Origin of the sequence: Micromonospora sp. NPDC049107 (genome assembly GCF_040648595.1) — a bacterium.
Lineage (GTDB): Bacteria > Actinomycetota > Actinomycetes > Mycobacteriales > Micromonosporaceae > Micromonospora.
Genome location: NZ_JBEZEC010000018.1, coordinates 34,123 through 58,721, shown reverse-complemented (window position 1 = coordinate 58,721; position 24,599 = coordinate 34,123). Strand labels below are relative to the sequence as shown.

16 protein-coding genes and 1 pseudogene are annotated in these 24,599 nt (G+C 71.5%); 16 read left to right on the top strand and 1 reads right to left on the bottom strand.

The window, feature by feature from the left end; all coding sequences use genetic code 11:
• Positions 1-28: 28 nt before the first annotated feature.
• The 4 genes and pseudogenes from aspS to AB0B55_RS31605 all read left to right on the top strand — a co-directional run.
• A complete protein-coding gene (gene aspS / locus AB0B55_RS31620; protein ID WP_357133499.1) occupies positions 29-1,834 on the top strand; it encodes an aspartate--tRNA ligase in 1,806 nt (601 codons plus the stop codon).
• A gap of 90 nt (positions 1,835-1,924) precedes the next feature.
• Positions 1,925-2,734 (top strand): sugar nucleotide-binding protein, encoded by an 810-nt coding sequence (locus AB0B55_RS31615; RefSeq protein ID WP_357133497.1) that lies wholly within the window; start codon positions 1,925-1,927, stop codon positions 2,732-2,734.
• Positions 2,735-2,798: 64 nt separating this feature from the next.
• Entirely contained in the window at positions 2,799-3,416 is a 618-nt protein-coding gene (locus AB0B55_RS31610; RefSeq protein WP_357133495.1) for a helix-turn-helix domain-containing protein, read from the top strand.
• Between the two features lie 55 nt (positions 3,417-3,471).
• Positions 3,472-4,692, top strand: a pseudogene (locus AB0B55_RS31605) (MFS transporter); the annotation flags it as partial.
• Positions 4,693-4,801: 109 nt separating this feature from the next.
• Here the strand turns inward: AB0B55_RS31605 and AB0B55_RS31600 are convergent.
• Complete coding sequence (locus AB0B55_RS31600) at positions 4,802-5,542, bottom strand: N-acetyltransferase (RefSeq protein ID WP_357133493.1); 741 nt, start codon at positions 5,540-5,542, stop codon at positions 4,802-4,804.
• A 291-nt stretch (positions 5,543-5,833) separates the two neighbouring features.
• Between AB0B55_RS31600 and AB0B55_RS31595 the strand changes: the two genes are divergently transcribed.
• From AB0B55_RS31595 to AB0B55_RS31540, 12 genes are all read left to right on the top strand, one after another.
• The gene (locus tag AB0B55_RS31595) at positions 5,834-6,046 is read left to right on the top strand and encodes a hypothetical protein (protein ID WP_357133491.1); all 213 of its coding nucleotides are present in this window, start codon (positions 5,834-5,836) and stop codon (positions 6,044-6,046) included.
• A gap of 75 nt (positions 6,047-6,121) precedes the next feature.
• Positions 6,122-7,696, top strand: a complete 1,575-nt coding sequence (locus AB0B55_RS31590) for a replication-associated recombination protein A (protein WP_357133489.1) — start codon at positions 6,122-6,124, stop codon at positions 7,694-7,696.
• A 2,477-nt stretch (positions 7,697-10,173) separates the two neighbouring features.
• Complete coding sequence (locus AB0B55_RS31585) at positions 10,174-10,869, top strand: hypothetical protein (protein WP_357133527.1); 696 nt, start codon at positions 10,174-10,176, stop codon at positions 10,867-10,869.
• A 139-nt stretch (positions 10,870-11,008) separates the two neighbouring features.
• Positions 11,009-11,473, top strand: coding sequence for a DUF948 domain-containing protein (locus tag AB0B55_RS31580; RefSeq protein WP_355053620.1), 465 nt, complete (start codon positions 11,009-11,011; stop codon positions 11,471-11,473).
• Between the two features lie 28 nt (positions 11,474-11,501).
• The gene (locus AB0B55_RS31575; protein WP_355053621.1) at positions 11,502-11,807 is read left to right on the top strand and encodes a hypothetical protein; all 306 of its coding nucleotides are present in this window, start codon (positions 11,502-11,504) and stop codon (positions 11,805-11,807) included.
• The gene (gene alaS, locus AB0B55_RS31570) at positions 11,804-14,482 is read left to right on the top strand and encodes an alanine--tRNA ligase (protein ID WP_357175754.1); all 2,679 of its coding nucleotides are present in this window, start codon (positions 11,804-11,806) and stop codon (positions 14,480-14,482) included. Before AB0B55_RS31575 ends, alaS begins: the two co-directional genes overlap by 4 nt.
• A 73-nt stretch (positions 14,483-14,555) precedes the next feature.
• Entirely contained in the window at positions 14,556-15,014 is a 459-nt protein-coding gene (gene ruvX / locus AB0B55_RS31565; RefSeq protein ID WP_357175751.1) for a Holliday junction resolvase RuvX, read from the top strand.
• The gene (gene mltG, locus AB0B55_RS31560) at positions 15,014-16,231 is read left to right on the top strand and encodes an endolytic transglycosylase MltG (RefSeq protein WP_357133482.1); all 1,218 of its coding nucleotides are present in this window, start codon (positions 15,014-15,016) and stop codon (positions 16,229-16,231) included. Before ruvX ends, mltG begins: the two co-directional genes overlap by 1 nt.
• Positions 16,231-17,043, top strand: coding sequence for a shikimate dehydrogenase (locus AB0B55_RS31555; RefSeq protein WP_357133480.1), 813 nt, complete (start codon positions 16,231-16,233; stop codon positions 17,041-17,043). Before mltG ends, AB0B55_RS31555 begins: the two co-directional genes overlap by 1 nt.
• A 496-nt stretch (positions 17,044-17,539) precedes the next feature.
• On the top strand, positions 17,540-22,288 hold the full coding sequence (locus AB0B55_RS31550) for an RHS repeat-associated core domain-containing protein (protein ID WP_357175748.1): 4,749 nt from the start codon (positions 17,540-17,542) through the stop codon (positions 22,286-22,288).
• A gap of 24 nt (positions 22,289-22,312) precedes the next feature.
• Positions 22,313-22,654 carry a hypothetical protein gene (locus AB0B55_RS31545; RefSeq protein ID WP_357133476.1) on the top strand — a complete coding sequence of 114 codons (342 nt, stop codon included), beginning with the start codon at positions 22,313-22,315 and terminating at the stop codon, positions 22,652-22,654.
• 229 nt (positions 22,655-22,883) lie between these two features.
• A complete protein-coding gene (locus AB0B55_RS31540; protein ID WP_357133474.1) occupies positions 22,884-24,584 on the top strand; it encodes a glycosyl hydrolase in 1,701 nt (566 codons plus the stop codon).
• Positions 24,585-24,599: the final 15 nt, after the last annotated feature.

Below are 24,599 nucleotides of genomic sequence, written 5' to 3'. Positions count from 1 at the left end.
ACTGTTCCACGATGAGGAGTTGCCAGCCGTGATCCGTACCCACAATGCCGGAAGCCTGCGCGCCGCGGACGCCGGCTCGACGGTGACGCTCGCCGGGTGGGTGGCCCGCCGGCGCGACCACGGCGGTGTCATCTTCGTCGACCTGCGTGACGGCTCCGGCGTCGTGCAGGTGGTGTTCCGCGAGGAGGACGCGCACGCGCTGCGCAACGAGTTCTGCGTGAAGGTCACCGGCGAGGTGACCCGCCGCCCCGAGGGCAACGAGAACCCCGACCTGCCCACCGGCGAGGTCGAGGTGACCGCCGCCGCGCTGGAGGTGCTCTCCGAGGCCGCGCCGCTGCCACTGCCGGTGGACGACCAGGTTGAGGCCGGTGACGACATCCGGCTCAAGTACCGCTACCTGGACCTGCGCCGCAGCGGCCCGGCGAACGCGCTGCGGCTGCGCTCGCGCGCCAGCCAGCTCGCCCGCGGCGTGCTGCACGAGCGGGACTTCCTGGAGATCGAGACGCCGACGCTGACCCGGTCGACCCCGGAGGGCGCCCGGGACTTCCTGGTGCCGGTGCGGTTGCAGCCCGGCAGCTGGTACGCGCTGCCGCAGTCGCCGCAGCTCTTCAAGCAGCTGCTGATGGTCGGCGGCATGGAGCGGTACTACCAGATCGCCCGCTGCTACCGCGACGAGGACTTCCGCGCCGACCGGCAGCCGGAGTTCACCCAGCTCGACATCGAGATGTCCTTCGTCACCGAGGACGACGTGATCGACCTCGGCGAGGCGATCGTCTCGGCGCTCTGGCAGGACCTGGCCGGGCACGAGATCACCCGACCGATCCCGCGGATCACCTGGCACGACGCGATGGCCCGGTACGGCTCGGACAAGCCGGACCTGCGCTACGGCGTCGAGCTGACCGAACTGACCGACTACCTGCGCGGCACCGAGTTCCGGGTGTTCGCCGGGGCGATCGACGCGGGCGGCTACGTCGGCGCGGTGGTGATGCCCGGTGGCGCGGCCCAGACCCGCAAGGAGCTGGACGGCTGGCAGGACTGGGCCAAGGCGCGCGGCGCGCGGGGCCTGGCGTACGTGGTGCTGGACGCCGAGACCGGCGAGGCGCGCGGACCGGTGGCCAAGAACCTCTCCGCCGAGCACCTGGGCGGGCTCGCCGACGCGGTCGGCGCGAAGCCGGGCGACGCGGTCTTCTTCGCCGCGAGCACCACCACCCGTGAGGCGCAGGAGCTGCTCGGCGCTGCCCGGGTCGAGATCGCCAAGCGCTCCGGCCTGATCGACGAGAGCGCCTGGGCGTTCTGCTGGGTGGTCGACGCCCCGATGTTCGAGAAGACGGACGAGGGCGCGTGGACGGCCGTGCACCACCCGTTCACCTCGCCGAACGCGGAGTGGGTGGACCGGTTCGAGGAGGCGCCGGACCGGGCCCTGGCCTACGCGTACGACATCGTCTGCAACGGCAACGAGATCGGCGGCGGGTCGATCCGTATCCACCGGGGTGACGTGCAGAAGCGGGTCTTCGACCTGCTGGGCATCACCCCGGAGGAGGCGCAGGACAAGTTCGGCTTCCTGCTGGAGGCGTTCAAGTACGGCGCCCCGCCGCACGGCGGCATCGCGTTCGGCTGGGACCGGGTCTGCATGCTGCTGGCCGGCGCGGACTCCATCCGCGAGGTCATCGCGTTCCCGAAGACCCGGGGCGGCTTCGACCCGCTGACCGGCGCGCCCACCCCGATCACCGCCCAGCAGCGCGCCGAGGCCGGCATCGACGCCAAGCCCAAGCCCGCGCCTGCGGCCCACACCGGCACCGCCGGCCCGGCCGCCCCGGTGGCCGACCCGGTCTGACCCGTCCCTGTTTGGTTGATCAAGAGGTTTGCGTCATCATCGCGGCGCGAGATGACGCGAACCTCTTGATCAACGGGGGAGTGGGCCGGGATGCGGGTGCTTGTCGTCGGGGGTAGTGGGTTTCTCGGGCGGGAGGTTTGTCGGCGGGGCGTACGCGTGGGGCTTTCGGTCGTCGGGACGTTTCACTCCGGTGAGATCGGGGTGCCGGGGGTCGCGGCGCGGCGGTTGGACGTGACCGACCGCGCCGCCGTGCGCGCGCTGGTCGCCGAGGTGCGGCCGGACGCCGTGGTCGCGACCCCCTACCGGTACGACGACTGGACGGTCACCGCCGACGGTGCCGCCCACGTGGCCCTCGCCGCCGCCCAGGTGGGTGCCCGGCTGGTGCACCTGTCCAGCGACGCGCTGCACGGCGGCCGACCCCAGCCGTACGCCGACGACGTGCCGCCCAGCCCGGTCAACGCGTACGGGGCCGCGAAGGCGGCGGCCGAGACCGCAGTGCGCGCGATCGATCCCGGTGCGGCGCTGGTGCGTACCTCGCTGATCCTGGGGGAGGGCAGCAAACAGATCCAGCTCTGCCGCGACGCGCTCGCCGGGCGGGCCGTCCTGTTCACCGACGAGGTCCGGTGCCCGGTCGACGTCACCGACCTGGCCGACGCCGTGCTGGAGCTGGCCCGATCGTCGTACGCCGGTCTGCTCAACGTGGCCGGTGTCGACGCGGTCAGCCGGGCCGAGCTGGGCCTGCTGGTCGCCGAGCGGTTCGGGCTGGACGCGACAGGACTGAAGACCACCATGGCCGCCGCCGTCGGTGTCGTGCGCCCCAGCGGCGTACGCCTCGACTCCGCCCGCGCCGCCGGCCTGCTGCGGACCCGCCTGCGCGGGGTACGGGAACTCCTCGCTTGACATCGTGCACACTTTCTATGCACAACTCTTGTGCATAGAAAGTGTGCAGAGATAGTGTGCAGTCATGGCGAATGACGAAGCGACCCCGCAGCCGACCCCCCGGGAGGTGCGGATCGACAAGCGGCAGGTCCGGGTGCTCGCGCACCCGCTGCGGATGCGACTGGTCGGTGCCCTGCGGGTGAACGGGCCCGCCACCGCCACCACCCTCGCCGAACTTCTCGGCACCAACACCGGCGCGACCAGCTACCACCTGCGCCAACTCGCCGAGGTCGGGCTGGTCACCGAGGATCCCGACCGGGGCAGCGGACGGCAGCGCTGGTGGCAGGCCGCGCACGACGTCACGAGCTGGGAGCCGAGCGACTTCGACGACGACCCCGACGCCCGTGCCGCTATCGAGTGGATCCAGGGCGACCAGGTGCGCCTCCTCGTCGAACACGCCGACCGCTGGTTCGCCAATCAGCACGAGTGGTCCCCCGCCTGGCGGGACGCCTTTGGCATGGGCGACATCTTCCTGACCGTCCCGCCTGAGCGGCTGGAGGCGCTCAAGGCGGAGGTGTGGCAGGTGCTGGAGCGGTACCACCGCGAGGCCGAGTCGGTCGACGCGGCCGAGCCCGCCGACCCGCAGGCCCGCCCGGTGCAGGTCTTCCTGGCCGCCTATCCGCTGCTGGACGGTCCCAAATGAGCGTGAGGAGTGAGTCGGGTTTGCGAGCCCCGCAGTCGCGAATGGAGGTGACGTCGTGAGCGCGCTCACCGTACGCCAGGTCCGGCGTCGCTACCTCACGCTGTACGGCCTGCGCTGGCTGCCCACGGGCCTGCTGATCCCGGTGCTGATCCTGCTGATGCAGGAGCGCGGCCTGTCGCTGCCGCAGATCGGCCTGGTCAGCACCGCGCAGGGGCTGCTGGTGCTCGCGCTGGAGCTGCCCACCGGTGGATTCGCCGACGCCCTCGGGCGCAAGCCGGTCCTGCTCGCCGCCGGGGTTCTCAACCTCGCCTCCCTCGCGGTGTTCGCGGTGGCCGACTCGTTCGCGCTGTTCTTCCTGGTCTGGGCCCTGCAGGGTGTCTACCGGGCGCTCGACAGCGGCCCCCTGGAGTCCTGGTACGTCGACGCCACGCTGGCCGCCGACCCGCAGGCCGAGTACGAGAAGGGCCTCGGCTACGCCGGCACCGTCGTCGGGATCGCCATCGGCGGCGGGGCCCTGATCAGTGGCGGACTGGTCGCGCTCGGGCCGCTCGGCCCGGTCAGCGCCCTCACCGTGCCGGTGCTGGCCGCGCTCCTCGCGCAGGCGGTGGCGCTCGGCGCGTTGCTGGTCCTGCTGGTCGAGGAGCGCCCGACCACCGGTCTGGCGGCGGTGCGCGCGTCGGTGACGCAGGCCCCCCGCATGATCGGCCAGGCGGTCGGCCTGCTGCGCCGATCCCGGGTACTGCTCGCATTGGTGGCGGTGGAGCTGTTCTGGGGCTTCGGCATGATCACCTTCGAATCGCTGCTGCCGGTCCGGCTCGCCGAGGTGGTCGGCGACCCGGAACGCGCCGCCGCGCTGCTCGGCCCGGCCAGCTCCGCCGCCTGGATCGCCAACGCGGCCGGCGCGGCGCTCACCCCGCTACTGCTGCGCTGGCCCGGGGCGGCGCCGGGCGCGGCCCTGCTGCGCATCCTGCAGGGGGCGACGGTCGTCGGGATGGGACTGCTCGCCGGCCCGGTCGGGGTGCTCGTCGCCTACCTGGCCTGCTACGCCGTGCACGGCGCGTCGAACCCGCTGCACAGTGGCCTGCTGCACCGCCAGGTCGACGGCCCGTACCGCACCAGCGTGCTCTCGCTGAACTCGATGATGGCGCAGCCGGCCGCCGCGCTCGGCGGAGTCGTGCTGACCGCGCTCGCGGCCAGCACCAGCGTGGGTACGGCGATGGTGGTCGGCGCGGTCGTGCTGGCCGTCGCGGCCCCGCTCTACCTGCCCGCCTGGCGGGCCGACCGGCGGGCAACCCCCGTCGCCGAACCGGTCACGATTCCCGTAGCCGCCGATCGATGAGGGGGAGGGGCCGCCGGTCCTGGACGGGTGGCCCCTTCCGGTGCTTTCAGGTGAGGCGGATCGAGGCGAGCGGGAGGGTGTCGGTGAAGCCGAGCCGACGGTAGAGCCGTATCGCGCCGACATTGCTCGGATAGACGCCGAGCCCCACGGTGTCGTAGCGGGCCAGCAGAGCCCGAGTCATCCCGGCGGTAAGCGCCGCGCCAAGGCCGCGACCCCGCTGGTCCGGGGCTACGGTCAGACCGGCGAGGAAACCGATCTCGCCCTGACTGCGATCCGCCCCGCATGCCACCAGCCGGTCGCCGGCGCGGATGCCGTACCAGGCCACCACGCGTGGATCGGTCGGGCGGGAGGTGGTGCTCGGAAACGCCTCGTCGATCAGCGCCTCCATGGCGGGGCGGTCGCTGTCGGTGAGCCTTACGACCCGCTCCTCGTCCGGCTGGAGCGGCGGCGGCGTCGAGGTCCAGTGGAAGACCCAGTCCCGGTGTTCGGTCACCGACAGTCGGTCGGACATTTGTTCGCGGTCGTGCTGGGGCAGGTGCAGCCGCTGGCCCGGGAGCAACGTCCCTCCGGCGACCAGCGCGACACACATCTCGATCGCCGGCTCGGGCGGGCCGATCGCGCAGCCGGCTGACCCGTGCTCGGGCGGCAGCAGCCACAGCACGGCCCCCTCGCGCCGGTAGCCGCGCGCCGACGGGCGGCCGCCGAGCGCGTGTCGGGCGAACGGGTGGTGGCCGGCGGCGGCCAGGATGGCGGCCCGGTCGTGGAGCACCTGGTCGTCGACGATCATGCAGTTCAGCCTAGGTGTCGGCGTACCGGCAACCAAGCCGGGCTGGCGATGCGCCCCGCTCGACGGCCGGTGTGTCGTACCGCGCCGCCAAGATCGTCACAACGTCGGGGATGTTGCTGCTTCAGCGGCGCCGGAGGCAGCGACTTCACCGAAGTTGCGCGACGGGGCCGGAGCGAGGTGAGCGGCGACCGGCCGGTGGGGTACGCAGCAGATCCACGGTGGAGATTGGCGGGTCGACCGATTGGGTACATCACGCGCCGACCTACTGGGAACCCCCACCGGAGGACCGATATGCTCGCCATTCTCGCGGCCATCGTCTTTGGCTTCGCCCTGCTGATCGACCTGTTCGACACCAACTTCGGCGCGCCCGACCTGTTCAACTGGAACACCCTCGTACTCATCGGCCTCTTCCTGCTCGCGCTCTACCTGGGCGGCGTCGGCAGCGGGCCGCGCGGCGGTGGTGGCGGTCGCTGGTACCGGGGTCGTCGCCCCGGCCGTGGCTGACCGAGACCGATCAGCGGTGGCCCGGCCCGTAGCGCGATTCCGGCGTCTCGGGTCGGGCCCGGTACTGTCTTCGTGATGGAGTCCGACGCTCTCTTCTCCCTCGGTGCCCCCACCGGGTCGCGTGGCGCGCCCGAGGGTCCCGCCGGTGTAGACGGCTTCACTCCGGTAGCGGACGATTCGCCCCTGCCTGTCCGCATGCGACCCGCGAGCCTGGACGAGCTGATCGGGCAGGACCACCTGCTGGCCCCCGGCGCGCCGCTGCGGCAACTGGTCTCCGGCGGTGCGCCGATGTCGGTCATCCTCTGGGGTCCGCCCGGTAGTGGCAAGACGACCATCGCGCACCTGGTGGCCGGCGCGACCGACCGCCGTTTCGTCGCCATGTCGGCGCTGTCCGCCGGCGTCAAGGACGTCCGCGCGGTGATCGAGACGGCCCGTCGTCAGCGCCGTTCGGGCGGCCCGCAGACGGTGCTGTTCATCGACGAGGTGCACCGGTTCAGCAAGACCCAGCAGGATTCGCTGCTCGCCGCCGTCGAGGACCGGACGGTCACGCTCCTCGCGGCGACCACCGAGAACCCGTACTTCTCGGTCATCTCGCCATTGCTCTCGCGGTGCGTGCTGCTCACCCTGCAACCGCTCGACGACGACGCCGTACGCGGCCTGCTGCGCCGCGCGGTCGCCGACGGGCGCGGCCTGGGCGGCGCGCTCACCCTGGCCACCGATGCCGAGGACCATCTCGTCCGGCTCGCCGCCGGTGACGTCCGCAAGGCGTTGACCGCGCTGGAGGCGGCGGCGGCCTCCGCCACGGCCCTCGGCGCCGGGCGCATCGACCTGGCCACCGCCGAGCAGGCGGTCGACGTGGCGGCGGTGCGGTACGACCGCGACGGCGACGCCCACTACGACGTGATCAGCGCCTTCATCAAGAGCATGCGCGGCTCGGACGTCGACGCCGCGGTGCACTGGCTGGCCCGGATGCTGGTCGCCGGGGAGGACGCCCGGTTCATCGCCCGACGACTCGTCATCTTCGCGAGCGAGGACGTGGGCATGGCCGACCCCACCGCGCTGAGCGTGGCCACCGCCGCCGCGCACGCGGTGGAGTACGTCGGCCTGCCCGAGGTGCAGCTCAACCTGGCCCAGGCCGTGATCCACCTGGCCACCGCGCCGAAGTCGAACTCGGCCACCACCGCGATCGGCGCTGCCATCGCCGACGTACGGGCCGGGCGGGGCGGTCCGGTGCCCCGGGGTCTGCGTGACGCGCACTACGCCGGCGCCCGCGGGTTGGGCCACGGCACCGGATACCGCTACCCGCACGACGACCAGCGCGGCGTGGTCACCCAGCAGTACGTCCCCGACGACCTGGTGGGCGTCGACTACTACCAGCCCGGCCCACACGGGGCGGAACGGTCCGTGGCGACGCGGCTGCCGCTGCTGCGCCGGATCGTGCGCGGGCTGCCGGTCCCGCCGGCCCGCCCGGAAAGTCCGCCCGCGACGGCCGGACCGGCCGCCACGGCCGCGCCGGCCGCCGGGGATTCGGTAACGCCGCAGCCGGGGACGGCGCTTGCTGGTCGGAACGGCCGGGCGGTCACGGGTGTGGATGGTGCCGCTACGACGCAGGACGGCGGCACGAACGCCGCAGGAGAGGGTCAACAGTGAGATCGCGTGGTGCCGACCGCCCCGACGAGGGCCCGGACGAGCGGCGTGATCCCCGCGCCAAGGGCCGCCGCTGGGGTCGAGGCCGAGCCGAGGCCGAGCCGGAGGAGCCGGTAGCCGGCGAGGAGTTCGGCTGGATCGACGACCTGCGTTCGGCCAAGCAGCAACGGGGCGAGCTGGGCCCGGACGGGGTTCCGGTTGAGCCGGTGCCGCCGCGTGCCGGCGTGCCGACGCCCCCGGACGCGCCCCCCGGCCCGCGCCGGCCGGACACCGAGGCCGCCGGGGCGCGCCGAGGTGTCGACGGACCCTGGCCCGGCGAGACGCCCCCGCCCGGTCGCCGCCCGGACGCCCGCCCGCCCGCCGACCGGGCGCCGGTTGAGCGCCCGCGTGAGCTTGGGCCGGCCGGCGTCTCCGGTCCGCCGTCGCCGCGCGGCAACCAGCCAGTTCCCGGCGTCGACCCGCGCGCCGCCGCGGGCCCGCGTACGCCGCCGTCCGTCCGTCCGGGCGGCGGTGACCCGGCCGACCCCGCCGGCCCCCGACCGAGGGGCGGCGCTCCGGCCGGCCCCGCGCGAGCGCGTCCGACCGTCGGGCCGTCCGGCCCGCCGCTGGGGGCACCGGCCGTGGGCGCTGCGACCGGCCCCCGTCCCGAGGTCCCCGCGCCCGCCGGCCGGGCGGAAGCCGCGCCGCCACTGCGCCGGCCCGACGCCGTACCGCCGGGCCGTCGACCCGCGCCCGAGCCGGGCGCGGGCGGCCGGCCGCTCAGCGGTGACGGCCCGCAGCCCGGACGTCGTACGCCCGAACCGGCGCGGCCCGCCGGTGGCGCTGCCCGCTTCGACGGACCCGTGACCGGTGTCGCCCCGCAGGTCGCCGACGGACTGCGACCCGACCCCGCGATCGCCGACGACCCGCGTACGGCCCGGCGTCGTCCCGGGCCGGTCGACCCGGGCGCGCCGGAGCCACCCCGCCCCGCCGGGGGTGGTCACCGTCGTGCCGCCGAACCGGACGAGCCGGCGGTTCCCCGCACGGGCAACGCCCCGCCGCTGCCCGACGCGTCGCCCAGCGGCGCTGTCCCCACCGGCGGCCCGGCCACCGACGGCACCGGTCGCCGTCGGGCGGTCCCCGACGAGCAGGACCGACGCGCGGCGACCGGCGGTGAGCCGCAGCCGGAACGCCGGGACCGTCCGGAGCGGCCGGCGGACTGGCTGCGTCAGGCCGGCCGGCTGCCGCACACCGACCCGGGCCTGCCGGTGGTCAACCGTCGAGGGGCCGGCGGGCAGCCTGCGGAGCGGCCCGCCGGCCGCCGTACCGGCCCACCGCCCGCCGGTGACCTGAACGACCGCTCCGGTGCTCCACTCGCCGTACCCGATCCGGCCGCGGAGCGGGCCACCGGCCGCCGGGCCGCCGGGCCGCCCGCCGACCCGGGCGCGGACGCTCCCACCGGCCGCCGGGCCGCCCGCGCCCCGGAAACCACCGGCGAGCACCCGAGCGGTCCCGTGCCGCAGCCGCCGGCCCCGGGGGAGCGCCCGGTCGGCCGTCGGAGTGCTCCGAGCACCGCCCCGGACCCGATCAACCGTCGTCGCCGCCCGTCGGCCGAGCCGGCTGCCGAGGGGCGGCCCGGCCCGGCGGGCGAGCGCGGTGACGACTCGTACGCCGGTCCGCCCGGCGGCGGACGACCCGGGCCCGGCGCGCCCGTGCGCGGCGTCCGCTCCGGCCCACCCGGTGGCCGGGCCCGGCTTGCGCCCGACGACGCGCCGGTCTCCGGCGCCGGCCGCCGTGGGACCGATGGTCCACCCCGGCCCGGCGTGGCCCGCCCCGACGGACCGGCGCGCGCGGCGGTGCCGCCGGGCGCCGGTCCCGACAGCCCGCCCGGTCCACGCGGGGACGGCCCGCCCCGGTCCCGCCCCGAGGGTCCGGGCCGCGCCGCGGTGCCGCGGAACGCCGATGGTTCCGCTCGCGCGGCGACGCCGCCGGGCGTCGGTCCGGACGCCGCGGCCCGCGCCGCTGTCCCACCCGGCGTCGATCCGCAGGGTGCGGCTCGTGCCGGGGTACGACCTGGCGTCGGTCCGGACGCGCCACCCCGACCTGGTACGGCCCGGCCCCGCCCGGATGGTCCGGCTCGCGCGGCGGTCCCGCCGGGCGTCGGTTCGGACGCCGCGCCCCGACCGGATGGCCCGGCGCGTGCCGCCGTCCGCCCCCCGGGCGTCGCCCAGCCACCCGGTGGCGACGTTCGGACGGGCGTCGAGCAAGCCGGCCCCGGATCACCCGCGACCGCGCGTGCCGCCGCCCCACGTCCGGCGGACCGCGCCGCGGGCCGGGCGCTGCCGCCGCCCCGCGAGGGCGGCCGTCCCGAGCCCAGCGGTGTCGCCCCGGTGCCGCCGTCCGGTCGTACCGGCGAACCGGTCGCCCGTGCCGCGGTCGTGCCGCCGGGTGCGGCTGGCCCGGTGGACCGGCCACCGTCCGAACCGGTCGACGGGCCGGCGCTGCGCGCGGCCGGCGACGTCGCCGACGACGAGGACGCGGCCCCGGGCGCCCGCTCCGAGCAGCACCGGCAGTCGCGCGAACGACGCCGGCTGCGGGTCGCCGTCCTGGCGCTGGTCAGCATCGTGCTGCTCGGCGCGGTGCCCCTCTTCTTCGGCCTCCGCACCCTCAGCAGGGACCCGGTGTTCGACAACCTCGACCAGCTCAATGTGCCCTCATGGGCCGCGACGAAGACGGTCGACGACGTCAGCGGCAGCCGTTGGTGCCTGCTCGACTGTCGGCTGCGCGAGCGCACCGTCACCTCCGAGAAGTCGCCGGAGGAGACGGCGAAGGTCTACGAGGAGGCGCTGCGCGGCGATGGTTGGCGGCCGTGGAAGGTGGGCCGCTGCCCCGAGCAGGAGACCAAGGGCAGTTACACGTGCTGGCGTCAGGACGAGTTGACCCTCGACCTGTGGGTGCGCGCGCCGGCCTGCGTACCGCCGCCGGTCGACGGGGAGCCGGCGATCGTGCCGTCCCCCGAGCCGTCGGCCGCTGCGGGGGAGTGCGCCGGCTCGTTGGTGTCGGTGAAGGTGCGCAACGCGATCGACGACGAGCGGACCAGGCCGCAGCCCAGCACCGATCCGTCACTGACCGGGGAGGATCCGTTCCCGACGGTCAGCGGGGATCCGCTGGGCGATGTGACACCCTCACCGTCCTGAGCCGCTCTCCATCACGGACGGTAGGGTCTGGGGCTGGCGGACGCGCCGGCCGGCGACGGTTCGGTGGGTTCGGTGGGCACCACGGTTGTGCGTTCCGGGGACGTCGGGTCCGGCGGAAATCTGCTTGAGGAGGAGACGCGTGGGCGACATTCTGGCGGTCGCGGCGCTGATCGCGGCGAGCGCGTTCGCGGTGCTGGTGCTCATCCTGACGCTGCCGATCCTTCGGCTGCGGCACACGGTGGACGCCACCACCCGGATGATCAACGACCTCAACGACCGGACGGGACCGCTGCTCGGCGACGTCAACACCACGGTGAAGAACGTCAACGTGGCGCTGGAGCAGGTGCAGACCTCGCTCGACGGTGTGAACCTGCAGTTGGCGAAGGTCGACACGATGACCAGCCACGCCCAGAACGTCACCGCCAACGTCGCCAACCTGGCGACGGTGGTCTCCGCCGCGGCCGCGAACCCGCTGGTCAAGGTGGCCGCCTTCGGCTACAGCGTGCGCCGGGCCGCCGCCAGCCGCCGGCACGCCGAGACCGAGCGCGAGGTGCGCGACACCATCAAGCAGCAGCGGCGGGCCGCCCGGCGCGGCAACCGTTGACCGACCCGGCCACAGGAGGTAGCGCGACATGAAGCGGTTGTTCTGGCTCGGCATCGGCGTGGCCGTCGGCGTGGTGGTGGTCCGCAGGGCGACCCGGACCGCGCAGGCGTACACCCCGGCCGGCATCGCCAGCTCGTTGTCGGAATCCGCTGGCAGCCTGGTGGAGTCGGTGCGTAGCTTCGTGGAGGACGTGCGGGTCGGGATGGCCGAGCGCGAGCAGGAGATTCACCAGGCGTTCGTCCAGGGCGAGGCGTTCGACGACCAGTTCGCCGAGCTGCGGGAGTCCCCGCGGATCGGCGATAGAGAGATTTTTCCGGAGGAACACCAGCGATGAAGACGGCGGAGATCAAGCGGCGGTACCTCGCGCACTTCGAGGCGAACGGCCATGCCGTGGTGCCGTCCGCTCCGCTGCCCGCCATCAGCGATCCGAACCTGCTGTTTGTCAACGCCGGCATGGTGCAGTTCGTGCCCTACTTCCTGGGCCAGCAGACCCCGCCGTACCAGCGGGCGGTCAGCGTGCAGAAGTGCATCCGCACCCCGGACATCGACGAGGTCGGCAAGACCAGCCGGCACGGCACGTTCTTCCAGATGAACGGCAACTTCTCCTTCGGCGACTACTTCAAGGCCGGGGCGATTCCCCTGGCGTGGGAGTTGTCCACGAAGCCGATCGCCGAGGGTGGCTACGGGCTTGATCCGGAGCGGATCTGGCCGACCATCTACCTCGATGACGATGAGGCGTACGAGATCTGGCGGTCGGTGGGTGTGCCGGCGGAGCGGATCGTGCGGCGCGGCAAGGCGGACAACTTCTGGTCCATGGGCATCCCCGGACCGTGCGGTCCGTCGTCGGAGCTGTTCTACGACCGCGGCCCGGAGTACGGCGCCGAGGGTGGTCCGGCGGTCGACGAGGACCGGTACATGGAGTACTGGAACCTCGTGTTCATGCAGTTCGAGCGGGGACCGGGTACCAACAAGGAGGACTACCCGATCCTGGGTGACCTGCCGGCGCAGAACATCGACACCGGCATGGGCCTGGAGCGGATGGCCTCGATCCTGCAGGGCGTCGACAACCTGTACGAGATCGACGAGGTACGACCCATCCTCGCCCGGGCGGCCGAGCTGACCGGCAAGCGGTACGGCGCGCACTCCGGGCACGTGGCGAGCGAGTCGCACCCGGACGACGTCCGGCTGCGGGTGGTCGCGGATCACGTGCGCACCGCGCTGATGCTGATCGGCGACGGCGTGACGCCGAGCAACGAGGGCCGCGGGTACGTGCTGCGGCGGATCATGCGTCGGGCGATCCGGTCGATCCGGCTGCTGGGCTGGCAGGACCGGGCGCTGCCCGAGCTGCTGCCCGTCGCGCGGGACTGCATGGCCCCCTCGTACCCGGAGCTGGCGACCGACTTCGACCGCATCGCGCAGTACGCGTACGCGGAGGAGGAGGCGTTCCTGTCGACCCTGCGCGCCGGCACGACGATCCTGGACACGGCGATCGCCGAGACCCGTACGGCGGGTGGCACGGCGCTGTCCGGGGCGAAGGCGTTCCAGCTGCACGACACGTACGGCTTCCCGATCGACCTGACCCTGGAGATTGCGGCCGAGCAGGGCCTGAAGGTCGACGACGAGGGTTTCCGCCGGCTGATGGCCGACCAGCGGACCCGGGCCAAGGCGGACGCGCAGGCGCGCAAGACCGGGCACACCGACGTGTCGGCGTACCGGTCGGTGCTCGACGAGGGCGGCCCGGTGACGTTCACCGGCTACAGCGAGGTGGCCCGCGAGTCGCGGGTGCGGGCGCTGCTGGGCTCGGACGGCCCGCGCGCGGCGGCGACCGAGGGTGAGCTGGTCGAGTTGGTGCTCGACACGACCCCGTTCTACGCCGAGGGCGGCGGCCAGCAGCCCGACCACGGCCTCATCACGGTCGGCGACGGCCAGGTCGAGGTGCTCGACGTGCAGCAGCCGGTGCCGGGCCTGATCGTGCACCGGGCCCGCGTCCTCCGGGGTGAGGTGCACCCCGGCGACACCGGCTACGCCGAGATCGACACCACCCGGCGGCGGGCGATCTCCCGGTCGCACACGGCCACCCACCTGGTGCACCAGACCATGCGCAACTTCCTCGGCGAGTCGGCCACCCAGGCGGGTTCGTTGAACGCGCCGGGCCGGCTGCGGTTCGACTTCAACACCCCGACGGGTGTGTCGCCGACCGTCCTGCGCGACGTGGAGCAGCAGGTCAACGAGGTGTTGCTGGCCGACCTGGAGGTGCACGCCTTCATCACGTCGCTGGACGAGGCGCGGCGGATCGGCGCGATGGCGCTCTTCGGCGAGAAGTACGGCGAGGAGGTGCGGGTCGTCGAGGTGGGCGACTACGCCCGGGAGCTGTGCGGCGGCACGCACGTGGCCCGCTCGGCGCAGCTCGGGCTCGTGAAGATCCTCTCCGAGTCGTCGATCGGCTCCGGCGTACGCCGGGTCGAGGCGCTGGTCGGCATGGACGCGTTCGGCTTCCTGGCCAAGGAGCACCTGCTGGTGTCCCGGCTGGCCGAGCTGTACCGGGTGCCCAACGACCAGGTCGCCGACCGGGTGGAGCAGACGGTCACCCAGCTCCGGGACGCGGAGAAGGAGCTGGAGAAGCTGCGCGCCCAGTTGGTGCTGGGTGGGGCGGGCGCGCTCGCCGCGCAGGCGAAGGACGTGCGCGGGGTGGCGTACGTGGGAACCGAGGCGCCCGAGGGCGCGGCCGGCAACGACGTACGGACCCTCGCCCAGGAGATTCGCGGCAAGATCGACCCGGCGCGGCCGGCGGTGGTCGCCGTGGCGGCCCGGTCGAACGGCAAGGCGTCGTTGGTGGTGGCGGTCAACGCGGCGGCCCGCAGCCGGGGCCTCACCGCGTCGGACCTGGTGAAGGCGGCGTTCTCCGGGCGCGGCGGGGGGAGCCCCGACCTGGCCCAGGGTGGCGGTCTGCCCGCGACCGAGGCACCGAACCTGCTGCTCACCGTCGAGAAGGCGATCACCGAGGCGTGATGGACGGTCAGTTTCGACCAGGGCGGACCGAATGGTCCGCCCTGGTTCGTCGACAGCACAGGGGTGACCCACGGTGAGCGACTTCACACGGGGAGTTCGCCTCGGTGTGGACGTCGGTCAGGTGCGCGTGGGGGTGTCCCGCTCGGATCCGCACGGGGTGCTGGCCACGCCGCTGGTGACCCTCGCCCGCGATCTCACCGCCGCGCCGGAGGCGGTGCCGAGCGACATTGCCCAGCTCGCGGCGTTGGTAGCCGAGCACGAGGCGGTCGAGGTGGTCGTCGGGCTTCCGATCAATCTGGCCGGCAAACATGGCCCGGCCGCGCTCAGCGTCACGGCGTACGCTGACCGGCTGGTCAATGTGATAGCGCCGGTCCCGGTAACGCTCACCGACGAGAGGATGTCGACCGTGGTCGCTTCTCGTAGGCTTGCCGAGCGTGGCGTTCGTGGCAAGCGTCAACGTGCGGTTGTCGACCAGGCGGCCGCGGTGGAGATCCTGCAGAGCTGGCTGGACGCGCAGCGGAGGCGGACGTAATGATCGACGATCTGGACCTTGGGTTCGACGAGCCGGAGCGGGGTGAGAAGGGACGGCACCGACGCGGCTTCCGCAACAAGCGCAAGGGAGGCTCCGGCGGCGGCCGGGGCAAGACCTTCCTGGCGCTGTTGATGGCCCTGGTCCTGTTGGGCACCATCGGTGGTGGCGCGTACTACGGGTTCGACCGGATCCAGAACTACTTCGTCACGCCCGACTACGACGGTGCCGGCTCGGGCGAGGTGCTGGTCGACGTCAAGGCCGGTGACAGCGCGACCGATGTCGGCGCCACGTTGTACGAGGCCGGTGTGGTCAAGAGCGTCAAGGCCTTCATCGAGGCGGCGGACGGAAACTCGCGTAGCAAGAACCTCCAGGTGGGTCGCTACAAGGTCAAGAAGGAGATGAAGGCGTCCGAGGCCCTGCTCCTGCTGCTCGATCCGAAGAGCCGGGTGGTGAACGGGGTGACCATCCCGGAGGGGATGATCACCTTGGCGATCTATGACGAGCTGGCCAAGGCGACGAAGATTCCGGTCGCCGAGTTCAAGGCCGCCGCGAAGGACCCGGTCAAGCTGGGGGTGCCGGCCTTCTGGTTCAACCGGGGAGACGGCAAGAAGGGGCCGAAGAGCCTGGAGGGCTTCTTGTTCCCGGCGACGTACGAGCTTCCGCCGAAGGCGACGGCCGCGGAGATCCTGTCGCTGATGGTGGACAAGTTCCTCGAGGTGACCGAGCAGATCAAGTTCGTCGACACCGTCCAGGAGAAGCGGGGCATCTCCCCGTACGAAGCCTTGATCGCCGCCTCCATCGCGCAGGCCGAGTCGGTCAACCACGTCGACTTCCCGAAGGTATCCCGGGTGATCTACAACCGGGTGTACACGGACAAGTACCACTGCAAGTGCCTGGAGATCGACAGTGCGATCAACTACTGGTTGCGGTTGCAGGGCAAGGACCCGAAGGACTCCGACGTCCTGAAGGCCAGCGAACTCAACGATCCGAAGAACCCGTACCGCACCCATGGCGCCAACGGCCTGACCATCACGCCGATCAGCAACCCGGGCGAGGACGCGCTCAAGGGCGCGATGGACCCGCCGGTGGGCGACTGGATCTACTTCATGACCGTCGACAAGAAGGGCACGATGGGCTACGGCTCCAACGACGCCGACTTCCGGAACCTGCAGCGACAGATGTGCCGCAACGGCGTGCTCAGCGGCGAGAACTGTTAGTGAGGGCCGCCGTGGTCGGTGCGCCGATCGCGCACTCCCTCTCTCCGGTGATCCACAACGCCGGGTACGCCGCCGCCGGGCTGACCGGGTGGTCGTACACCCGGATCGAGTGCGGGGCGGCGGAGCTGCCGGATCTGGTCGCCGGCCTGGGCCCGGAGTGGGCCGGACTGTCGGTGACCATGCCGGGTAAGGAGGCGGCGCTCGCCGTGGCCGACGCCGCGTCGCCGGTAGCCGTCGCCGTCGGCGCGGCGAACACGTTGGTACGCCGTGCGGACGGCACGTGGTACGCGGACAACACGGACGTCGGTGGCATGGTGGACGTGCTCACCGAGGCCGGGGTGGTGGCCGGCGCGGCGGTGACCGTGCTCGGCGCGGGGGGTACGGCCCGCGCCGCCCTCGCCGCCGCCGCGCGGTTGGCCTGTTCGTCGGTCATCGTGGTGGCCCGTCGGGCCGAGGCGGTGGACGAGTTGCGACCGGTGGCGGCGGCGTTGGGTGTCGCCCTGACCGCCGGCCGTTGGGCCGATGCGCAACGGCACGTCTCGGCCGCCGACGTGGTCGTGTCCACCGTGCCGAAGGGGGTCGCCGATCCGCTGGCCGGCGGTGCGACCTGGCGGCCCGGCGCGGTGTTCTTCGACGCGCTCTACGACCCGTGGCCGACGCCGATGGCGGCGTCCGCCCGCGCGGCCGGCCTGCGGGTGGTGTCCGGACTGGACCTGCTGCTGGCGCAGGCGGTGGGTCAGTTCGAGCAGTTCACTGGCGTGACCGCGCCATTTACGGCGATGCGGGAAGCTCTGGTGGCGGCCCGCCGCTGACAATTGTGGCGGATCAGTGGCGCAATCGCTGGAATTCCGTCGGCCGTGCCGCGATTCGAATTCAGACAGACTTCGGGCGCTGTTCAGGTAGGCGAATGATTGATGCCGGTGGCCCTCGAAAATCGACCTGAGTCCATCCTAGCGGCCGGTGCTCTGGCGCGCTGCCCCGTTGCGGCATCGTGGCGGATTCTCTTCGTCGGTGGTCGGCATTGATGGCGCGTCATCCCTGGTAGAGGTGCGTGTGCAACTCAATGGAGAACCCGCTGGGGATCACCTGCAATCGCGGTGACGGTGACCGATCTGCCCTAGCTGCGACGTATGGGCGTCACTTTATAGACGATTAATCGGGTAGCCGAACTGCTTATCAGGCAACGCAAAGTAATGATTGACGTGCGGCAAGTATCTCTCCTACGGTTCGATCACTGTCGTTTTCGGACTTGGAGGTCCGTAGGTGAGTCATGCCTTTTTCCGAGGTGGAACACGTGCCACTCGACGATTGGCGGTCGCCGCTTCGCTGGCCCTGGTGGCCGGTACGCTGCCGACCCTGACCGGGCCGGCGGTCGCGGCCCCGGTCGCCGCACCAGCGCCGGCGTCAGGTCCCGACACCAGTTGCGCCGACCAGCAGCCCGACGAGGCCGCCGCGGTGGACGCCGCTCGCCGGTGTGCCAAGCGGGTGGAGAACCTCGCCGCCCGCAGCGAGACGCAGGATGTCTTCGTCAACCCCGACGGCACGTCGACCGCCCAGGTCTATGCCGGCCCGATCCGGATGCGGGACGCGGGGGGTCAGCTCGTCCCGATCGACCTCACCATGCGTGCGGAGGCGGATGGTTCGGTCGCACCGGTCGCCCACCCCAACGGTCTCAAGCTTTCCGGCGCGGTGGGCGCGGGCGAGCACGACCTGCTGAGCGTCGGAGTCGGCGCGCACCGGGCCGCGATCGGTTGGACCGGCGCGCTGCCGAAGCCGGTGCTGGCCGCCAACCGCGCGACGTACCCGGAGGTCCGGCCGGGTGTCGACCTCGTGGTCGAGGCCAGCCGTACCGGCGTGCGGCAGTACCTGCTGGTCAAGAACCGGGCCGCCGCCGCCCAGGTGGCGTCGGTGCGGCTGCCGGTACGGGCGAAGGGCCTGGTGACCACCGGCGACGGCGCCGGCGGTCTGCGCTTCGCCGATGACAAGGGCCGCATCGTGGCCACCTCGGCCACCCCGGAGATGTGGGACTCGTCCGTCGACCCGGCCAGCGGCGGCCCGAAGCGGCTGGTCAAGATCGCCGCCAAGCAGACCGCGCGGGCCGGCGCGATGGACCTGGCGCTCACCCCCGACCAGGCGTTCCTCGCGGACCCCGCGACGGTCTACCCGGTGATCGTGGATCCGTCGATCAATCCGGTATCGCCCACCTTCGCGACCTACGTGAAGTCCGACGACACCGTGACCCGCTCGGGTGCGAACGACATCCAGATCGGCAAGGCCTCCGGGGCCAACCCCGGAGTCGCCCGAGGGTTCGTCCACTGGGGCACGAGCGCGCTGCGCGGCAAGCAGATCACCTCGGCCACCGTCTACTTCTGGAACTGGTACTCCACGACCTGCTCCGCGAAGTCCTGGCAGATCTGGTCCACCGGCGCGGCCAGCTCCGGCACGCTCTGGACGAACCAGCCGGCGTGGAACTACCAGGAGGCCTCCTCCACCGCCACCAAGGGTCTGAACAGCACCTGTGACGACGGCTGGGTGAGCATCACCGGCACCAGCTTCTTCCAGCGGGCCGCCACGGCCAACCAGGCCACCGCCTACATGGGGATCCGGGCCACCAGCGAGACCGATCCGGACAGCTGGAAGCAGTTCCGCTCCGACGACGCGGACATCCAGAGCGAGGTTCCGTACGCGGTCGTGAACTACAACAGCTACCCCAACGCGTTGGACCCGACGAAGCTGCAGCCGGGCGACGCGAGCGAGACCGAGACGCGGACGCCGACCATGAAGGGTGTCTTCAGCGACCCGGACGGCGGCAGCGGCCGGGTCGACTTCGAGATCTACGACCGCAGCGGGTCGACGCTGGAGGTCTCCGGTTCCGGCGGCAGCGTCACGAACGGCAGCGAGTCGAGCTGGACGGTGCCGTCCGGTGAACTCGTCGCCAACACCACGTACAAGTGGCGGGCTCGCGGCCACGACGGCAGCGTCGCCGGGCCGTGGTCGAGCTGGCGGTTCATGACCACCTCGGACGGCTCGCCCACCGGTGAGCAGGGCCGGTTCTCCTTCCAGGACCAGGACCTGACCGACCGGTTGCAGCTCAAGGTGAACGTCGCCAACGGCAACCTGCTGCTCAAGGGTACCGACTTCAACATCCGTGGCACCGGCACCGACCTGGTGCTGGACCGCTACTACAACTCCCGGTCGACGGCCACGTCGACGCTTGGTAAGGGCTGGGTGCTCGGCACCGGGCAGGACGTGAAGGTGACGTTCTCCAAGACCGACCACGCCACCGCCGACATCACGTACCAGGCGCCCACGGGCTTCACCGCACGGTTCGTCAACGACGGCACCAACTCCTGGCGGACCCCGCCGAGCCTGGACGCCAAATTGACCCGTAACACCAGCACCGGGGAACTGCGGCTGAAGTTCGACAAGAGCGAGGGCAGCTTCTACTTCGCCGACGCGACCGGCCGGCTGCTGCGCACCCAGGACAAGAACAACAACAAGATCACCTTTGGGTACGACGGCTCGGGGAACGTCACCACCGTCACCGACACCCAGAGCCGGGTGGTGACCCTGTCGTACACCTCGGGTCGGTTGACCTCGATGACCGACTCGACCGGACGCCGGGTGAGCTACACCTACAACTCGGACCAGAACCTGAACACGGTGACCGACACCGCCAACGGCGTCACGGTCTACGAGTACACCGGCGATCGACTTACAAAGATCATCACGCCCGAGGGTCGGGTCACCAACCTCGGCTACGAGCCCGACACCTCCCGGATGCTCGACTACTTCGAGTTGACCAACCCGGGCGGCACGCCGGCCGAGGCGCGGTGGCTGCTCACCTACTCCACCGGCAAGACGGAGGTGACCGACCCCAACGGGTACGCCACCGCCTCGACCACCGATGGCATCACCACCCACACCTACGAGACCCGCGACCGGGTCACCGAGGTGAAGGACGCCCTCGGCCACAAGCGGGCCAAGAAGTACAACGCCAACGACAACGTCGAGACCACCACCGACTCGCTGACCAACACCACCACCTTCGGGTACGACGCCAACACCAACAACATGACGTCGGTCGGCATCGCCACCGGGGCGAAGTCCACGATGTCCTACAACGACACCTCGCACCCGAACTCGGTGAGCGGGTCGACGGATCCCCAGGGCAACACCAACGCCTACTCCTACGACGCCGCGGGCAACAAGACCGGCACCGAGAGCTCGCAGTATCCGGGGCAGAAGATCGACGAGGCGGAGCACAACTCGAACGGCACGGTCAAGTGGCGCGAGGACGGCAAGGACGTCCGCACCAACTACACCTACGACGCCAAGGGCAATCTGACCCTGGTGGACAACCCGGGCCCGCTGGGGGACATCACCATCCTGCCGGACGCGCTGTCGCGCATGCTCGAACACACCGACGGCAAGGGTCAGAAGACCCAGTACGTCTACGACCAGCTGGACCGGGTCGACAAGATCACCTTTAAGGGCGCCGTCGTCGTCGACTACACCTACGACAAGGACGGCAACCTCACCCAGGTGGCCGATCCGACCGGTGCCACGACGTTCGGCTACGACAGGTTCGGCCGACCCAGCAGCAAGTCCGTGCCCGGGGCGACGCCGATCGGGTACGAGTACGACCGTAACGGGAACATGACGAAGTACACCGACGGCGGCGGCTCGGTCACCTATGGCTACAACGCCGTGAACCTGGTGACGTCGCTGCTGGAGCCGGGTGCGTCCACCGCGGTGACCTTCACCTACGACGAGAACAACCGGCGGCGGTTCATGTACCTGCCGACGTCACCGCGGATCACCGTGGAGATGAAGTACGACAAGTCCGGCCGGCAAACCTCGATCACGGCGACCAACGACAGCACGTCGGCGAAGCTGTCCTCCTTCACCTACGACTACAGCAAGACGGTCAACGGGGTCACGACCGACACCGCCCAGCGGCAGAAGGTCACCGACCTGTCGGGAACGACGACGTACACCTACGACAAGCTGAACCGTCTGACGGGTGCGTCGGGTGCGCTGTCGCGCAGCTACGACTACGACGAGAACTTCAACCGCACCTCCAAGACGGAGAGCGGCACCACCACGTCGTACAGCTACAACGACGCCCACCAGTTGACGTCTGCGGCCTCGACGACGTACTCGTACGACGCCAACGGCAACACCACCGGCTCGTCGTCGGGCTGGGCGTTCTCCTACAACACGGTGAACAACCAGACCACCTCGATCACCAAGCCGGGCGGGACGGCGTTGACTCCGCTCACCTACGGCGGCGCGGACCAGACCGAGCGGCGGGGCGCGGGCTCGACCACGTACGTCAGCTCGGCCCTGGGCGTCGCCTCGGCGAAGGCCCCGGCGGGCTCCGGTGGCACGGTGACCGCGAACTCGACGGACCCCGCGCCGGGGACCACCGACTACTACACCCGGGACAACACCGGTTCGCTGATCGGTTTGCGGGCCAACGGGGTGCGGTACTACTACCTCGTCGACGGCCTCGGCTCGGTGGTGGGTCTGGTGAACGGAAGCGCTGCGAAGGTCAACTCCTACAGCTACGACCCGTACGGCATCCAGCTGTCGGCGTCGCAGCAGGTGTCGAACCCCTGGCGGTACGCGTCCGGTCACCTCGACGGCGCGACCGGTCTGACCAAGTTCGGTGCCCGCTACTACGACCCGGGTCTGGGTCGGTTCACCCAGCGGGACCCGTCCGGTAAGGACCTGGCGTACAGCTACGCGTCCTGCAACCCGGCCAACAACACCGACCCCACCGGACTTGCGACCGACGCGGAGGCCAACGACGCCTTCGCATTGATCGGCGGGGCCATCGCGGGTGTAGCGATCGGTGGGTTTGCGTCAACCCTCGGCGCGCCGGTGCTAGCCGCGTGGGCCATCGGAGGGTGTGCTGCTGGCGCAGTCGGTACGCTCATCTCCCAAAAGGGCGAGTCAACATGGAGTGGCGTCGCGCTGAACTGCTTCGCGGGTGCCGTAGGCGGGCTGATCGGCGGGGTTTTCTCCAAAGGCGCGAGAGCTCTCTTCTGATGATCCCTTCCGCCGGAGGTCTTGATGTCGGTCCTGGTGCTCCTCGCCATAGGTGCCCTCAGCGTCCTGGTGCTGATTGCCGCGCTCGGGTACGGCTCGCTCGGTTGGCCCATCGTGGCGGTCATGGCCCTGTTGGCTGTGGTCGTGGTCGTCCAGGTGTGGCGGAGAGTCCGCTCCGGTGTGTTGCGGCCGCAGGGAAGTGGCGGGCAGTATCTGCTGCTGGGCGGCTTGGTTACGGCCGTGTGGCTGGTGGGAGCGGTCTTGTACCTCACCTCCGACCTCTCGGTGCCGCTCTACGCACTGGCGTTGCTCCTCGTCCCGTGCGTGACCTTCCTGATCGCGGGGCTACGGCAACGCCGTAGTTGACGATCGGGACCTCCAGCCGCCGTTGCCCGGCTGACACGATTTGGTGACGCCCAGGAGCGGGGTGGGTGGGGCTCGAGATCGGAGTCCCACCCACCTGCCCGGCGGACCGCCCCGGTGTCTTTCTTAGCTCACGGTTAAGACGCGCTTACGGAAAACTGTCCTACCGACGGTGTGCCCTGGTCATCGATACGCTGCTCACGGTTATCGCACCAGACACAGGGAGTTCTCCTTGACCAGGCACGGACTACACCGCATCACCCGGTTCCGCAACGGCCCCCGGCGCAAGGCGATCGCCATCGGCGTCGTCGGCGGCTCGGTGGTGGCCGGCATCGTGGCGACCATGATGCCCCTGTTGGCCAGCGACGACCTGTCGATCCGCGCGGTGGCGGACACCACCGCGACGATCGTCTCGCAGGACGGTGACAACTCCACCAAGGGGACCCTGGCGACCTGCCCGGCGCGCTGCGACGGAAACCCGCGCGGTGGCCGGGAGGCGGTCGTCGAGTTCGCGGTGACCACGCTTCCCGCCGCCGCCGTCAACGTCCGGGCGACCCTGCGCATGAACACCTGGCAGCAGTTCGCCGCCACGGTGACCGCGCACGCCTCGTCGGTGAGCGCCCGCGAGGCGCGACCGGCCCCGGCGAAGGCGGGAACCGTGTTGGACTCGGTGACCGGTGTGGCCAAGGGCGTCAACGAGTGGGACGTCTCCAAGCTGGTCACCGGAAACGGCACCTGGACGGTGTCGCTGGCCCAGACCGGCCTGGAGACCCGCGTCTACTGGGCGTCGGTCGAGAACCGCAACGCCGACCTGCGGCCCAGCCTGGTGATCAGCTACGACCTGGGTAGCGGGCCGACGTCGGCGCCGACCACCCGACCCGCGCCGACGCCCACGGTCGCGCCGACCACCGCCGCGCCCCGGCCCACGCCGACGGTCGCGCCGACCCGTACGCCGACCCCGACCCAGAGCCCCACCCTCCCGTCCGGCAAGTGCGGCCAGGTGTCCGACACGCTGGTGCCCTCCTGCGGCGCCTGGTGGGGGATGTACTCACCCGCCAACGCCGGCAGCGGCTGGGACCACGGCAAGGCGATCACCGACGTGGAGGCCCAGGTCGGGCGCAAGTTCGACATCGTGCACCGCTACCACGACTTCTCCAACGCCGGCAGCAACGGCGCGTTCCCGGACGACTACGAGCAGGACCAGATGCGCCAGGGCCGGCTGATGTTCTTCGCCTGGGAGTCGCGCGACTTCTCCGCCGGTACGACGCTGAAGTGGTCCGACATCTACAGCGGCCGACAGGACGCCACCATCGACGCGGTCGCCGGTCGCATCCGGGCCGCCAAGGTGCCGGTGTTCATGGGCTTCGACCACGAGCCGGAGGACGAGCCGGGCAAGGGTAGCGACGCCGACTTCGTCCGCGCCTGGAAGTACGTGTACGAGCGGTTCGCCAAGGCGGGCGCGGACAACGCCGTCTGGGTGTGGACGATGATGGGCTGGTCCGGGCACTACTCGCGGTACGCCGGTCTCTACCCCGGCGACCGGTACGTCGACTGGGTCGCCTACGACCCGTACAACTTCCACGTCTGCAACGGCAGCACCGTGTGGAAGAGCCCGAGCACGACGATCGGCGGCTTCTACGACTGGCTCGACGAGAACGGCATCGGCGCGGGCAAGCCCCGGATGCTCGCCGAGTTCGGCACGAACTTCGACGCCAAGGACCCGGGCGCGAAGCAGCGCTGGTTCCAGGAGTTCCCGGCGGCCCTGAAGGCGCACCCGAAGATCAAGGCCGCCATCTACTTCAATTCGCCGGGCATGACGACCCGCACGGCGACCTGTGACATGACGATGAACCACGACGCCTCCGCCGTGGCCGGGTTCAGCCAGGCCGGCAAGGACGCGTACCTGCGGCAGCCCACCGGAGGGAGCCGCTGAAACGTGTGACCACAC

Bases quoted from the DNA above. Each gene is read 5' to 3' on its own strand.
- AB0B55_RS31615 (WP_357133497.1), top strand. From the start codon at position 1,925: ATGCGGGTGCTTGTCGTCGGGGGTAGTGGGTTTCTCGGGCGGGAGGTT.
- AB0B55_RS31610 (WP_357133495.1), top strand. From the start codon at position 2,799: ATGGCGAATGACGAAGCGACCCCGCAGCCGACCCCCCGGGAGGTGCGG.
- AB0B55_RS31600 (WP_357133493.1), bottom strand. From the start codon at position 5,542: ATGATCGTCGACGACCAGGTGCTCCACGACCGGGCCGCCATCCTGGCC.
- AB0B55_RS31595 (WP_357133491.1), top strand. From the start codon at position 5,834: ATGCTCGCCATTCTCGCGGCCATCGTCTTTGGCTTCGCCCTGCTGATC.
- AB0B55_RS31590 (WP_357133489.1), top strand. From the start codon at position 6,122: ATGGAGTCCGACGCTCTCTTCTCCCTCGGTGCCCCCACCGGGTCGCGT.
- AB0B55_RS31575 (WP_355053621.1), top strand. From the start codon at position 11,502: ATGAAGCGGTTGTTCTGGCTCGGCATCGGCGTGGCCGTCGGCGTGGTG.
- alaS (WP_357175754.1), top strand. From the start codon at position 11,804: ATGAAGACGGCGGAGATCAAGCGGCGGTACCTCGCGCACTTCGAGGCG.
- mltG (WP_357133482.1), top strand. From the start codon at position 15,014: ATGATCGACGATCTGGACCTTGGGTTCGACGAGCCGGAGCGGGGTGAG.
- AB0B55_RS31545 (WP_357133476.1), top strand. From the start codon at position 22,313: ATGTCGGTCCTGGTGCTCCTCGCCATAGGTGCCCTCAGCGTCCTGGTG.